We start from the raw sequence: 14,353 nt of genomic DNA on the forward strand, positions 1-14,353 counted from the left end.
TAACCAAGCAGATAAAAAATCTATGCCACGATCTTTCACATTAGGTGTTCGAAAAATCTGGGATGAATTAGCCGTGATGCAGGCGCCTGGGTTTTATTGGGTCAATATTGAACGTCAAATTGATGCTAATTTATTCTGTCAGCAACTTATTCGTAACCAGCCTGAAAATACGCGGGCCGCGTTGATTTGTTCCGGGCTAAAACCGGAGAAGTTACTGGCAAGTCTTGTGGGTTATGGCCCTAACAAATTGCCACTCTTTACGCTCCCTGCGCAAAGAAAAGCATTGCTCCATTTAACTCACGATTTAATGCGTTCATTACGGCCGCAACAGCGACTGTTCATTCTGTTGGCGCCGGCCAGTTTATGGCAAACATTCACTGGCGAAGAGATGCAGCAGTGGCTACAACATATTCAACAATGGTTGGGCGAACAGAACTGTACGTTAATCGTGATTTGCCACAGTGCTGGCATTAATAAAGTTAAGAATCAACTAGTTAGCCAGCATCGTTATTTGCAAGGGTTAGCTTGCCTGCAATGGCAGCAAGATAATGCGCAGTATGTTGTCTCTTGGTGGAGCACTGAAAAAGGGGTTACTGCCAATCAGTTAGTTCTGTTGAAAGCCGATGAACAAGGCTGGAGCATGGCGGATGAAGTTCAACAGGCACTACCGCCTTCACGTAATGATGAGCATCTGTACTTAGCGGAAACCACCATTCTGGAGGGAGCACCACCACTTTCTGCCAACTGGCAATTGTTTGATAGCAACGCTGTATTGGCTCAACGGGCAATCAATGCCCATACCGCCACATTGATTTTTGCTCTTGATCAAAGTGAACAAATAGACGACTTAGCACATCAGATCCATAACATTCGCCGCCAACGCGGTGATGCTGTCAAAATTGTAGTGCGCGAAATGAACGCCAGCCTGCGTTACAGCGATGAACGTTTGTTGCTGGCCTGCGGCGCGAATCTGATTGTGCCTCACATCGCACCGCTGTCACGCTTTCTTACTATGCTGGAAGGTATTCAGGGCCAACGTTTCTCTCGGCATGTTCCTCAAGATATCAATACATTATTAGAGGCTTTACGCCCGTTCCAGCTTAAAGGTTATTTACCTCCTGCCGAGTTCTGCCACTCTGTTTTGCAACTGATGAACAACACGCTGCTGCCCGAAAATGGCAAAGGTGTCATGGTTGCTCTGCGGGCAGTCCCTGGGTTACAGGCAAAGCAAGCCCTAACACTGTGCCATCTACGCCGCTATGGTGATGTGGTAACAGTAGCTGATAACCACTTAGTATTATTTCTTTCCACCTGCCGTATCAATGACTTAGACACTGCTCTGAATTATATATTCCGTTTGCCGGCTGCTGAAGTTTTCAGTAATCAACGGGTGTGGTATCAGGATCAAGCCATTATCGCTGAGATTAACCGGATGAATACCCCCAATGCCTGGCAAATGACCGGTGACAAAAAATCCTATACGCAAGAAGTTGATGCCCCTGAGCAAGCCGAAGTTAGCCGACGAATACCTGTGCCTCTGGCGCTGGATGTCGGGCAGAACAAGGATAGAACACAATGAATTTCAACGATATTTGGCAACTCCTGCTGTTCAGTGCGGTTATCTTTTTCCCATTAGGGTATGTGGCGCACCGTTGGTTTCCACGCTGGTGGGAAAAAAGACAACATCTGTTCTTATCGGCACGATATTTAAAATCAGAAGGGGTTTGGTTGCGTAATGGCTCCTCTTCACAGACGAAGAAACAACCATGAATGCAAAGAATAAACTGCAAGAATCGCCAAACCCGTGGCGTTATTGGCGTGGCCTTGGCGCATGGAACTACTATTTCCTGCTAAAATTTGCCCTGCTATGGTTTGGGTACCTGAACTTCCATCCGCTGGCTAACCTGATATTTATTGCTTTCCTACTCTTCCCGATCCCAGCATACAGAGTCCACCGTTGGCGTCACTGGATTGCGATACCGATAGGTATTGGCGTGTTGTATCACGACACCTGGCTGCCGGGGCTTAACAGTATTCTAAGCCAAGGATCGCAGGTTACGAGCTTTAGTTTTAGCTATCTGGTTGAATTATTTGGCCGTTTTATTAACTGGGCCATGATAGGAACTGCCTTTGTTATCTTGGTGGGCTACCTGTTTATTTCACAATGGATTCGGGTGACTGTTTTTGTCGTTGCAGCCATTATTTGGTTGAATATTGCCAGCATCGCTGGCCCCGCATTTTCGCTAACACCGGCGGCTGAAACGCCGGTAACCGCTGCCGCGATAACATCAGCCGCGATAACACCGGGGGGCGAGCCGCCAGCGCCCAGTAGCAGTCAGGTAGTAGCCAGTGCCCCGCCAACCGATGCCAATCTAACGGCTTATCTGAATGCATTTTATGAGCAGGAGAAGACCCGCCGTACGGCTTTCCCGGCCTCCCTGCCAGCAGATGCACAACCTTTTGATTTATTAATTATTAATATCTGCTCACTGTCTTGGTCAGATATTGAAGCCATCCAACAGGATAAACATCCGCTGTGGAATAAGTTTGATATTCTGTTCAAGAATTTCAACTCTGCCACCGCCTACAGTGGCCCGGCATCGATACGGTTACTGCGCGCCAGTTGTGGTCAATCATCGCACAAAGATCTCTATCAGCCGCAAGAGCAACAGTGTTATCTATTTGATAATTTGGCGAAACTTGGCTTCACATCTCAGTTGATGCTGGATCACTCTGGGGTATTTGGTAATTATCTGCAAAACATTCAAGACGACGGCAATATGCGCGCGCCGCTCATGTCACAAAAAGGTATCAGTAATCAATTGGCATCCTTCGATGGTGAGCCAATTTACAATGATTTGGAACTGCTCAACCGCTGGCTGGAACAGCAGCAGAAAGGCGGAGATACCCGTAGCGCAACCTTCATGAATATCATACCGTTACATGATGGTAACCGCTTCGCCGGTACCAATAAAACGGCTGATTACCGCGCTCGCGCCCAAACGCTATTTGACCAATTGAACACGTTTTTAGAGGAATTGGAAAAATCAGGTCGCAAAGTCATGGTGGTAATCGTACCGGAGCACGGTGCTGCGCTGGTAGGCGATAAAATGCAGATGTCCGGCCTGAGAGATATCCCCAGCCCAAGCATCACGCATATCCCTGTTGGGATTAAGCTAATAGGTATCAAAGCGCCACAGCCCGCCAGCCCGGTGACTATCAACACGCCAAGCAGTTATCTGGCTCTCTCTGAATTAGTATCACGCATGGTCGATGGCAAAGTATTTACTGCGCCAACTATCGATTGGCAGACCCTGACACAAGGATTGCCACAAACAGCCGTAATATCTGAAAACGATAATGCTATTGTGATTCAATATCAGGGAAAACCTTATATTCGATTAAATGGCGGTGACTGGGTACCTTACCCACAATAAAAACCGAACAGTATTACCTGTAGCTATTCGATAAAGGGTGCATTTATTGCACCCTTTATCATTCATATCCAAACAGGAAATGTTTACAATGGTAGGATTGCATTGCCCAATTTAACTAAAAAAATGTGATCTATATCATTTTAAGGTAATGTCAGCCTCGGCCTAAATAACCGTAGCACTCAGTTATTAACTCATCCCCAGCAATATTTAATTGTCCCGTAATTATTTATTTACAAGATAACGATCACATTTACAGCAATTACTTTTCAAATAACGTTATAAATAGTCCGTGGAAATCTATTTTTAGTTATAAAAAAACGCCGAATTATCGGCGTTGTTATAATTGATATCATCTTCATTAGGTTTGGCCCCAACCAACAGCGCTGAAGCCTTAACCTGTATTAACTGGCTTTTTCAGCTTCATCCTGATCAACCGCAAAACAGGCGACCATTTGATCACCGTATTGCTTCAGTTGTGGCTGCAACTGGGTACAAGTCCCAAATGCCCGACGGCAACGAGCATTGAACGCGCAACCCGGTGGCGGGCTCATGGGGCTAGGTAACTCGCCCGTTAGCTTAATTCGCTCACGGCGCATATCAGGGTTCAACCGAGGGGTAGCAGATAGCAACGCCTGCGTATAAGGGTGGCGGGGATTATTAAAAATGGCTTCTTTACTGCCTTTCTCAACACAGCGCCCCAAATACATCACCATCACTTCATCAGCAATGTGCTCAACCACTGACAAATCATGGGAAATAAAGACATACGACAGCCCCAGTTCCTGCTGCAAATCCATCATCAGGTTCAATACCTGCGCCCGCACTGACACATCCAGTGCAGAAACCGGCTCATCGGCAATCACTACATCGGGATTCAACATCAGCCCACGGGCAATGGCGATACGCTGGCGCTGACCACCAGAGAACATATGAGGATAACGGTCATAATGCTCGGTTTTTAGGCCGACCTTCGCCATCATCGCCAATGTTTTCTCACGCCGCTCTTTGCTGTTGAGCTTAGTATTGATTTGCAGCGGCTCCTCCAGAATCTGCCCCACTTTCTTACGTGGATTCAGCGAACCATAAGGGTTCTGGAACACAATCTGGATCTTCTGACGCCGCAGTTTTTCCGCACTTTCATCCGGCTTAAGCAAATCCTGGCCCTGGTAGTAAAGCTCACCGCCAGTTGGGATCTCTATCATGGTCAGCAAGCGGCCCAGTGTGGATTTACCACAACCAGACTCCCCAACTACCGCCAATGTTTTGCCCCGCTCCAAGGTGAACGAAACCCCATCCAGTGCTTTAACCAGACGCTCTGGCGCAAATAAACCTTTTTTGACCGGATAGTATTTTTTCAGGTCGATAGCCTGTAATAGCGGCTTGGATATCTGTGATTCTTTTTTCATATCAGTTGGTTGGCTCATAAGGTCGGCCTCCCCGCATCATCGAGCGGTGTATGACATTTAACCTGACGCCCCGCTGGCCCCAGCAGTTCTGGTTCTTCGCGGCGGCAGCGATCATTGGCATACGGGCAACGTGGGTTCAGCAGGCACCCGTCAGGGCGGTCATACTTACCTGGTACTACACCCGGTAATGACGCCAGCCGCGCTTTATCCTGCGCAAACTCAGGCAGTGCACGCAGCAATGCCTGCGTATACGGATGACGCGGTGCACGGAAGATTTCCGAGGCTTTACCGGTTTCCACTACCTGACCGGCATACATCACAATAATATGATGAGCGGCCTCGGCCACCAGTGCCAGATCATGGGTTATCAACAACAGCGCCATATTTTCACGCTGCTGTAACTCCAGCAGCAATTCAATGATCTGGGCCTGAATGGTCACATCCAGTGCGGTAGTAGGCTCATCGGCAATCAGCAGTTTAGGCCGACAGGCAATGGCCATGGCGATCATCACGCGCTGGCTCATCCCACCGGAAAGCTGATGCGGATACACATCCAGCCGTGAAGCGGGATCAGGAATGCCCACCAGAGTCAGCAAATCTACCGCCCGCTGATGGCGGGTTTTACGGTTGCCACCCTGATGCACCTTCAGCGCTTCCATAATCTGAAAACCGACGGTATAGCACGGGTTCAAACTGGTCATCGGGTCTTGGAAGATCATTGCCACTTCCGAACCCACTAACTGACGCCGTTCTTTCTCAGAAATCTTGGTCAGGTCACGGCCATTAAATTCCAGCTTGTCAGCCATCACTTTGCCGGGGTAATCAATCAGCCCCATAATCGCCAGTGAACTGACCGACTTACCGGAACCGGATTCACCCACAATCCCTACCACCTGCCCTTGCTCAATGCTGTAGCTAATACGGTCTACGGCCTTGAACGGCGCACCTTCGTCACCGAAGTGCACCGACAATTTATCTACATTTAAAAGTGCCATCTCTCTCTACCTCTGTTACTGCTTGAGTTTGGGGTCGAGAGCATCACGCAGGCCGTCCCCCATCAGGTTAAACGCCAGAACCGTCAGCAAGATCGCCACACCGGGGAAGGTCACGACCCACCAGGCGCTTTGGGCGAACTGCAACACGTCAGAGAGCATGGTGCCCCATTCCGGTGTTGGCGGCTGCGCACCCATGCCGAGAAAGCCGAGAGCCGCCATATCCAGAATGGCGTTAGAGAAGCCGAGAGAAGCCTGCACGATTAACGGCGCAAGGCAGTTTGGCAGGATATTGATAAACATCTGGCGCATCGCACCCGCCCCAGCCACTCTTGAGGCTGTTACGTAGTCGCGGTTAACTTCAACCAGCACTGCGGCACGGGTTAAACGGACATAATGCGGTAAGGCCACAAAGGTGAGTGCCAATGAGGCGTTAACAATGGAAGGCCCGAATACCGCCACCAGCACTAATGCCAGTAACAGGCTTGGCAGTGCCAGCATGATATCGACAACACGCATGATGATGGCATCAACGATACCGCCAAAATAACCGGCCAATAAACCGAAAATCACGCCCATCACCAGTGACAGCACCACCACCAGGCAACCCACCAGCAACGAGAGGCGAGCACCGTACATCAGGCGAGATAAGACATCACGACCCACATCATCGGTACCCAGCAGGAATTTCCAACTGCCCCCCTCTTCCCAGACCGGCGGTTTCAGTAACGCATCACGAAATTGCTCTGCCGGGCCGTGCGGGGCAAGCCAGGTAGCACCGGCGGCAATCACTAGCATGATAATAATGTAGAACAGGCCGATAACAGCCCCTTTATTGCGCTTGAAATAGTGCCAAAACTCCTGCAATGGAGTCATCGGCTTCGGCGCACTTTTTACTGTAGACTCAGTAAGTTGAGACATTCTGCGCCCCTTATTTCTTGTGACGAATACGCGGGTTAACTACGCCATAGAGCACATCTACCAGCAAGTTAACTAAAATAATCATGATTGCGACCAGCAACACGCCCCCCTGTACCACGGGGTAATCACGGCGTTGCAAGGCATCCATCAGCCAGCGCCCTAACCCCGGCCAGGAGAAGATGGTTTCGGTCAGAATTGCACCAGCCAGCATGGTACCAACCTGTAAACCAATCACGGTAACCACCGGCAGCAAGGCATTACGCAGTGCATGGACCACAATCACCCGCATGCGGCTCAGGCCTTTCGCCCGCGCAGTACGGATATAATCTTCACCCAAGACTTCCAGCATTGAGGAGCGAGTCATACGCACGATAACGGCAAGAGGGATAGTCCCTAAAACGATGGCAGGCAAAATCATATGCATCACCGCGTCTTTGAAATCACCCGGTTCACCCCAAACAAAGGTGTCAATCAGCATAAAACCGGTCAACGGCAGGCTGTCATCAAGGAACACCGTATCACTGACGCGCCCGGATACCGGGGTCAGGTTCCATTGGACCGAGACCAACATAATCAGCATGATGCCCCACCAGAAGATAGGCATCGAATAGCCGGTAAGGGAGATCCCAACAGCGGTGTGATCGAATATTGAACCGCGTTTAACTGCCGCCAGCACCCCCACCGGAATACCCACCGCGATAGCAAATAGCATCGCGCAGATCCCCAGTTCCAGTGTCGCTTTAAAGCGTGGGACGAACTCTTCCCAGACAGCAATACGGCTTTTCAGCGAGATGCCGAGGTCGCCATGTAATACGCCATTCACATAATGGAAGTATTGTTGATAGAGAGGCTTGTCCAGCCCCATTTCCGCCATGATTTGAGCATGGCGCTCGGTGGAGATACCGCGTTCCCCAGCCATGATGGTCACCGGGTCACCCGGGATCATATGGACAAAAGCAAAGGTCAGCAAAGTAATGCCGATAAACGTTGGGATAACTAACCCCAAACGTCGGAGTATGAACTGCAACATATCCCGAACTCTCTGTGTAGAATGCCGGGCTGCTCGTGGGCAACCAGGCTTATTAAACCGTCCCAATCAGCTATTTTACGGGGCATGTTGAGACAGGGCAGTGCTCATCACTGTTACGTAGCCATGATTTACAAGGTCATGGTGTCCGCTCCAGTGCTTGCGCGCTGTCCATGCTCAAAATTCCTGCGACAATGACACTTATTGGGAGAGGTTATATGGCTCACATCTGTATCTGTTTTAACCTATACCCTTCATACTTCAAACTGCATGTGCGTTGGCTACACTCAATCACCCGAATCACTTACTTCAGTAAGCTCATCGGGACTCATTCGCTTGCCGCCTTCCTGCAATTCGAATTATTTTGGGTATCAATAAGAAACCGGCGAACATGCTTTTACACATACTCACCGGTCTTATGCACGGTTAAAATTAATCCAGTGACACGTTCTCGAAATGGTGTTTACCCAACGGATCGACAACATAACCTTTCACTTCTTTACGCACTGGCTCATACACGGTTGAGTGAGCAACGATCAGCGCCGGAGCTTGATCATGCATAACAACCTGAGCTTGTTTGTAAAGTGCGACACGTTTGTCATGATCAGATTCAGCACGAGCAGGCTGAATCACGTCTTCAAACGGCTTATAACACCATTTGGAGTAGTTGGAACCTTGCTTGGCCGCATCACAGCTAAACAGAGTGGCGAAGAAGTTGTCTGGGTCCCCATTGTCCCCGGTCCAACCCATCATCACTGTTTCATGCTCGCCGTCTTTAGCACGCTTGAGGTATTCGCCCCACTCGTAAGTCACTATCTTGGCTTTCACACCAATTTTCGCCCAGTCAGACTGGATCATTTCAGCCATACGACGGGCATTCGGGTTGTACGGACGCTGAACTGGCATTGCCCACAGATCGATAGCGAAACCGTCTGGCAGGCCCGCTTCTTTCAACAGCTCTTTCGCTTTAGCCGGATCGTAAGCGTAATCTTTCACGTCGTTGTTGTAGCCCCACATAGTTGGTGGGATCAGGTTCTTAGCAGCTTGGCCAGCGCCCTGATAAACCGCATCGATAATCGCTTCTTTGTTAACCGCCATGGTCAACGCCTGACGAACCTTCACGTTATCCAATGGTTTTTTCTCAACGTTGAAGGAGAGGTAACCGACGTTCAAGCCCGGTTGCTCCATCAGGTTGATGGTTTTGTCTTCTTTCATGCGAGCAATGTCAGCCGGGTTCGGGTAAGGCATAACCTGACATTCATTTTTCTGCAATTTAGCGTAACGGACTGACGCATCTGGCGTAATAGAGAACACCAGGCGATCAATTTTCGGCTTGGTGCCCCAGTAACCGTCAAAGGCTTTGTACAGAATACGGGAGTCTTTTTGGTATTGTTGCAACTGGAATGGGCCGGTACCGATTGGGTTCAAATCGACTTTTTCCGGGGTGCCCGCTTTCAGCATCTTGTCGGCATATTCAGCAGACAGGATAGAGGCAAAGTCCATCGCCAAATCGGCCAGGAATGGCGATTCAGGACGCGCCAATTCGAAGCGCACGGTGTTGTCGTCAACTTTAACCACATTGGTGATCAAATCACCCATCCCCATACCCTGGAAGTATTCATAGCTGCCGCCAGACACTTTATGGTACGGATGTTTGTCATCTTTCTGACGCATGAAGGAGTAGATCACATCGTCAGCATTGAGATCGCGGGTCGGTTTGAAGTCTTTATTATCTTGCCACTTCACGCCTTTACGCAGATGGAAAGTATAGCTTTTACCATCTGGGCTAACTTCCCACTTTTCAGCCAGACCCGGTTCAATTTCGGTAGTACCGAGTTTGAATTCAACCAGACGGTTATAGATGGGCACTGAGCTGGCGTCATACGTTGTGCCAGAGGTAAAGAGCTGCGGGTTGAAACCCTCAGGTGAACCTTCAGAACAATAGACTAATGTTTTTGCTTGAACACTGGCCGCCACGGTCAGTGCAATCAGCCCAATACCGAATTTCAGTATCCCTGTTTTTCCCAAGGAAATCGTCATCGCTTGTGCTCCATTATGGTGATGTGTGTTGTGTGTACGGCCAGCCCCTATAATTTTTTCGTCCGTGGACTGTACCGTTTTGGCTCATTAGCCACAGGGATGCGGGACTGAGATGTCGGATAAAAGCTATCACGACGGCAATTTTGAATGCATTAAATCACCCAAACTGCTCTCGATGACTCCCCCTGAGGGTACCAATTTGGCAACAGTTGGTGGCAACGTCAATACGGTCTGAAAGGATTTATCAAGACAATGAGAAACAGCATGCAAACATAAAAAAAACTTCTCATTAACATTATTAGCATGAAAAATTATGCTAGCGACAATATGCCAGCGATATTGACTGGCTAAATAGAATAAAGCAGTCGCAACATCCAGTGACAAACGAAAAAACTTTGTTGCTAAATGATGCATATCTGGTCGGATTTTTTTGTAATATCGACAGAAAACAGAAGGAAATGCTGCCGTGACAGCCGATAAGTGACGTGTTCGTTGTCACATCCAGCCAGAATTTTAGACATCTTGCGTGTCGTTAAAAAAGCAAAATCAGCTTGCCTTCCTTCTCACCGCCCAAGAGATAGCAAGGCTTCATACGAAAGCGCACCATAATGGTGCCCCTTATGAGGGCATTGTCGCGCAACAGATATTATCGGTGACCAAATCACGTAAATCAGGGGCAATTCAGTTGAGGGGCGAAGCGATATGGATATGCGAATTTGGCAGAAAAAACATGAAAAAAAACCCTGACTGAAAAGTCAGGGTTCTTAAATTTGGTCGGCGAGAGAGGATTCGAACCTCCGACCCACTGGTCCCAAACCAGTTGCGCTACCAAGCTGCGCTACTCGCCGAATCGGGGCGCATCTTACTGCTACGATTTTTGGCCGTCAATCACTTTTTAACAAACGTTGAGTGACTGTTGTTAAAAGCATCATCAACGGCTAAAACTAACACACTTGAGCGTAAATCAGGCTTGCGCTTGCTTTAACTCTGGCGATTGCGCCCGCAGGAATGGTAGCAAGAAGAAAGCAGATAAACAGGCCGCAATGGAAATAACCACAAAGAAACCATTCCAGTGCCAAACCTCCATCACGCGGGCAATCGGGTAACCGGATAAAGCTGCACCTAAGTAGGCGAACAACCCAACAAAGCCCGTAGCAGCTCCCGCAGCATCCTTATGTGAGCATTCAGCGGCAGCCATACCAATTAACATCTGCGGGCCGAAAATGAAGAAGCCAATGGCAAAGAAACACCCTGCCTGCAAGATGTAACTGACACCGGGCATAATCCACAACGATGCCACCGAGAGGAAAATACCAATAGCAAATATCAAGTTCATTGGCCCACGGTTACCACGGAACCACTTATCAGAACCCCAACCCGCCACCAGCGAACCAATAAAGCCCCCGACTTCGAACAGTGAAATCGCCGAGTTGGCCGTCATCAATGAATAACCTTTCTCTTGCGTCAAATAAAGGTTACCCCAGTCATTGATAGCAGTACGAACGATATAAACCAGTACGTAAGATACCGCCAGCAACCAGATATATTTGTTAGTTAACACATAACGCTTCACAATCTCTTTATTTGATAGACCTTGGCCTTCAGATTCCTGAACCAATTCCATCGCGTCATTGCGCCACTTACCCACACTCGGCAGCCCCATCGTGCTCGGCTTGTCGCGCAAGCGCCAACACATCAGTAAACCGATCACTACACCGATAATACCGGGGATAATCATGCCGTAGCGCCAGCTAAAGTGCAGAGAAATAAAGCCAACCAGCAGGGGAATCAGCGCACCACCAAAGTTATGCGAAGTATTCCACATCGCCCACCAACCGCCGCGTTCTGAGCGCGAATACCAACTGGTTAGGATTTTGGAACAAGGTGGCCAACCCCAGCCTTGGAAGAAAGCATTAAGGATCCACAAAGAGCCAAACACTAACAGTGACGAGCTCATGCCAAACAGAATATTGATAACCCCGGTCATAACCAACCCAATGCCCATAAAGTAGCGCGGGTTTGAGCGGTCACTTATCATGCCGGAGATAAATTTAGAGCACCCATACGTTATATAAAAGAGTGTGCCTAAAATCCCGACATCCGACATGGTCAGCCCTAAATCGCTAAGCATTGCGGGCATGATGAAGTTAAAGCTTTTACGGGTGAAATAGAATGCGGCGTAGCCGATATACATCGTCCACATTAGTTGAATACGCCAATATTTATAAGACGAATCAATTTGCGCTTGATCCGTGACTGGCGGCACGTTATCGCGGCTTTTGAGGAAAGACCACATGTGAACCTCAGAGAATTTTACAAGTACATTCATCATGTTCCCCACGTACAGAAAATCGATGGGAAAAACACCCACTGAAAACGAGAATATTTCTTAGTTTTCATTAGCAGACGAAGAAACTGTGGGCAAGGTCGCATTTAAACACGTCCCGTTATCGACACTCAGCGTAAAATCGCCCCCTAAAGCACTGACGCGCGACTGCATGCCTCTTAACCCATAACCTGGGGTTAATGTGGCTAAATCAACACCTTTTCCATTGTCGCGAATAGTCAGTGTTATCCGCTGATCATTCTGCTGTGCATCAATTTCAATCCGGCTGGCAGTACCATGACGATAGGCATTGGTCACGCCCTCCTGACAGATACGGTATAGAGTGATTTTCAGTGTTTCATCCATATCAGTATCACTGAGTTGCCAGTTAAGCACCCCTATCACCGACTGGTCCTGCGGAATAAGCTCACGCATCAATGCAGCAATGGCCGCCGATAAGGGCAGATTATTTAATGCCGCCGGCCACAGTTTCGCCAAAACATCATGAACACCATCGTAAACCCGCAACGCCAGCGTCTCGACCATTTCAGCACTGGTCAAAACCTGTGGTTGGGTAGTTAACCGTTTGATAATACTGGCTTGAGTTCGGATAACCGTCACAGTCTGCCCAACCTCATCATGCAGTTCACGTGCAACATCACGGCGGGCATGTTCTTCGGCCACCACCAATGCTTTAGCCAACTCACGATTTTCATTAAGTCGTAACTGTAATTGGTAATTTAGCTCGCGCTGGCGCTGGATCCCCGCGCCTAATAATAAGCCGGTCAAACTCTGCGCCAATAACGACAACAACACATCACGGTGTGAGTCTAATTCTGCTGGCGTATTGATCAATAACACCATGCCATTGAGCAATGTGGCGACCACCGCCCCTTGCCAACCATAGCGATAAGACATAAATACAATCGGGATTGCCAAACAGAACGGCGCAAACAGATACAAATCTGACTCGGTGACATGATGTTGCAGCCAAATGCTCAAGGCAAATAGCAGCAGATACCACAGGATATGACGCAAACGCAGATTAATAGGTTTATGAATCAGCCCCGGTTCCAGGGGAGTCCAGATTTGACGCGCCAAATAGTGCCACAACAGCAGGCAAATCGGCGCGATGGTAAAGCCACCAACCAACCCCAATAACAGCGCCATAGCACCCTGTTCACTGTTAATTTGCCATCCTAATGCTTGTATCAATGCAGCACCAAAGATCACCACACCTTGCATCAACGGCCATTGCCATTCACTGCCGCTTTTCTGATTACGCAACAGCCAAGGGGAAGCGATAACCGCCAATAAAGTGGTCGCTAACAGTAAGGGAATAGCAGCCCACAACAAGCTATAAGGATAGCCAAACTGATCGGTCAGCAGCCACCACAGCAGAGCATCCCCCAACAAAATGCCCGGCCAATATTGACGTGGGCTTTGCAATAAAATGCCCATCCGCAAGCCAAACGGGAATAGCAGTAGTGCCTGCAATGGCCGATCAACCAATTGAGTGCCAACGGACCATAAACAGAAAGCTGCAGTGATATAAATAAAGAATAGTGCCAGCAGCATAATAAAACGCTGCATCATAGATTCAATACCTGCTTAGCCAACTCGACGTTATTACTGACACCGAGCTTGGAAAACAAATTAGCGCGATGGACATGCACGGTTTTCGGTGACAGGCCCAGTGACTCTGCTATCTCGCGCACTTCCATTCCTTGCGCCAACAACAAAGCAACTTCTCGCTCACGTCGAGTTAAGGGATCAACAGCAATACGTGCCAATTGTTGGGCGATTTCAGGCATCAGATAGACGCCGCCACTGCCCACGGTACGGACAGCCGAAACCAGATCTTCTGGCTTACAACGTTTGGATAGAAACCCCCGCGCACCGCGCTCCAACGCCATTTCCACTAGTGCCGGGCTGTCATGCATCGAGAGCATAATGACCCCCATTCCTGAGGGGAGGTCTTTCAGTAAATCTAAACCACTCTCATCAGGCATCGAGATATCACAAATACAGATATTCGCCTGTAGGCTAGGTAACCCGACGCGTGCCTGTTTTGCCGAACTAAACTCTCCTACCACCTGAATATCGTCTTCCAGAGAAAGTAGCTGGGCAAAACCTGAGCGCACAATGTCATGATCATCAATAAAGGCAACACGGTAAGTCATGGAAGACTCCAGCCAGTAGGG

At 48.9% G+C, this 14,353-nt stretch carries 11 protein-coding genes and 1 tRNA gene; 3 read left to right on the forward strand and 9 right to left on the reverse strand.

Annotation, left to right across the window (positions count from 1 at the left end):
* Nucleotides 1-22: 22 nt before the first annotated feature.
* The 3 genes from bcsE to bcsG are packed head-to-tail and all read left to right on the forward strand — an operon-like array spanning nucleotide 23 to nucleotide 3,437.
* The gene (gene bcsE, locus EL015_RS20770) at nucleotides 23-1,579 is read left to right on the forward strand and encodes a cellulose biosynthesis protein BcsE (protein ID WP_005187013.1); all 1,557 of its coding nucleotides are present in this window, start codon (nucleotides 23-25) and stop codon (nucleotides 1,577-1,579) included.
* The gene (bcsF, locus tag EL015_RS20775; protein ID WP_032906777.1) at nucleotides 1,576-1,770 is read left to right on the forward strand and encodes a cellulose biosynthesis protein BcsF; all 195 of its coding nucleotides are present in this window, start codon (nucleotides 1,576-1,578) and stop codon (nucleotides 1,768-1,770) included. Before bcsE ends, bcsF begins: the two co-directional genes overlap by 4 nt.
* Nucleotides 1,767-3,437 (forward strand): cellulose biosynthesis protein BcsG, encoded by a 1,671-nt coding sequence (gene bcsG / locus EL015_RS20780; protein ID WP_005187011.1) that lies wholly within the window; start codon nucleotides 1,767-1,769, stop codon nucleotides 3,435-3,437. Before bcsF ends, bcsG begins: the two co-directional genes overlap by 4 nt.
* Nucleotides 3,438-3,838: 401 nt before the next feature.
* On the opposite strand, the gene dppF is transcribed toward bcsG, so the two are convergent.
* From dppF to uhpA, 9 genes are all read right to left on the reverse strand, one after another.
* Nucleotides 3,839-4,843: a dipeptide ABC transporter ATP-binding subunit DppF gene (dppF, locus tag EL015_RS20785; RefSeq protein ID WP_005187009.1), complete on the reverse strand. Its 1,005-nt coding sequence runs from the start codon at nucleotides 4,841-4,843 to the stop codon at nucleotides 3,839-3,841.
* 14 nt (nucleotides 4,844-4,857) lie between these two features.
* Nucleotides 4,858-5,838, reverse strand: a complete 981-nt coding sequence (gene dppD, locus EL015_RS20790; RefSeq protein ID WP_005187008.1) for a dipeptide ABC transporter ATP-binding protein — start codon at nucleotides 5,836-5,838, stop codon at nucleotides 4,858-4,860.
* A gap of 15 nt (nucleotides 5,839-5,853) precedes the next feature.
* Nucleotides 5,854-6,756 carry a dipeptide ABC transporter permease DppC gene (gene dppC / locus EL015_RS20795; RefSeq protein WP_005187007.1) on the reverse strand — a complete coding sequence of 301 codons (903 nt, stop codon included), beginning with the start codon at nucleotides 6,754-6,756 and terminating at the stop codon, nucleotides 5,854-5,856.
* A 10-nt stretch (nucleotides 6,757-6,766) separates the two neighbouring features.
* Nucleotides 6,767-7,786, reverse strand: a complete 1,020-nt coding sequence (gene dppB / locus EL015_RS20800) for a dipeptide ABC transporter permease DppB (RefSeq protein ID WP_005174906.1) — start codon at nucleotides 7,784-7,786, stop codon at nucleotides 6,767-6,769.
* A gap of 429 nt (nucleotides 7,787-8,215) precedes the next feature.
* A complete protein-coding gene (gene dppA, locus EL015_RS20805) occupies nucleotides 8,216-9,823 on the reverse strand; it encodes a dipeptide ABC transporter periplasmic-binding protein DppA (RefSeq protein WP_005187005.1) in 1,608 nt (535 codons plus the stop codon).
* Between the two features lie 771 nt (nucleotides 9,824-10,594).
* A tRNA-Pro gene (locus EL015_RS20810) sits at nucleotides 10,595-10,671 on the reverse strand.
* A gap of 116 nt (nucleotides 10,672-10,787) precedes the next feature.
* Nucleotides 10,788-12,119: an MFS transporter gene (gene uhpC, locus EL015_RS20815; protein WP_005186998.1), complete on the reverse strand. Its 1,332-nt coding sequence runs from the start codon at nucleotides 12,117-12,119 to the stop codon at nucleotides 10,788-10,790.
* Between the two features lie 93 nt (nucleotides 12,120-12,212).
* Nucleotides 12,213-13,745, reverse strand: a complete 1,533-nt coding sequence (gene uhpB / locus EL015_RS20820; RefSeq protein ID WP_032906775.1) for a signal transduction histidine-protein kinase/phosphatase UhpB — start codon at nucleotides 13,743-13,745, stop codon at nucleotides 12,213-12,215.
* On the reverse strand, nucleotides 13,742-14,332 hold the full coding sequence (gene uhpA / locus EL015_RS20825) for a response regulator transcription factor UhpA (protein WP_032906774.1): 591 nt from the start codon (nucleotides 14,330-14,332) through the stop codon (nucleotides 13,742-13,744). Before uhpA ends, uhpB begins: the two co-directional genes overlap by 4 nt.
* Nucleotides 14,333-14,353 lie beyond the last annotated feature (21 nt).

The organism is Yersinia intermedia (genome assembly GCF_900635455.1).
Classification (GTDB): Bacteria; Pseudomonadota; Gammaproteobacteria; order Enterobacterales; family Enterobacteriaceae; genus Yersinia; species Yersinia intermedia.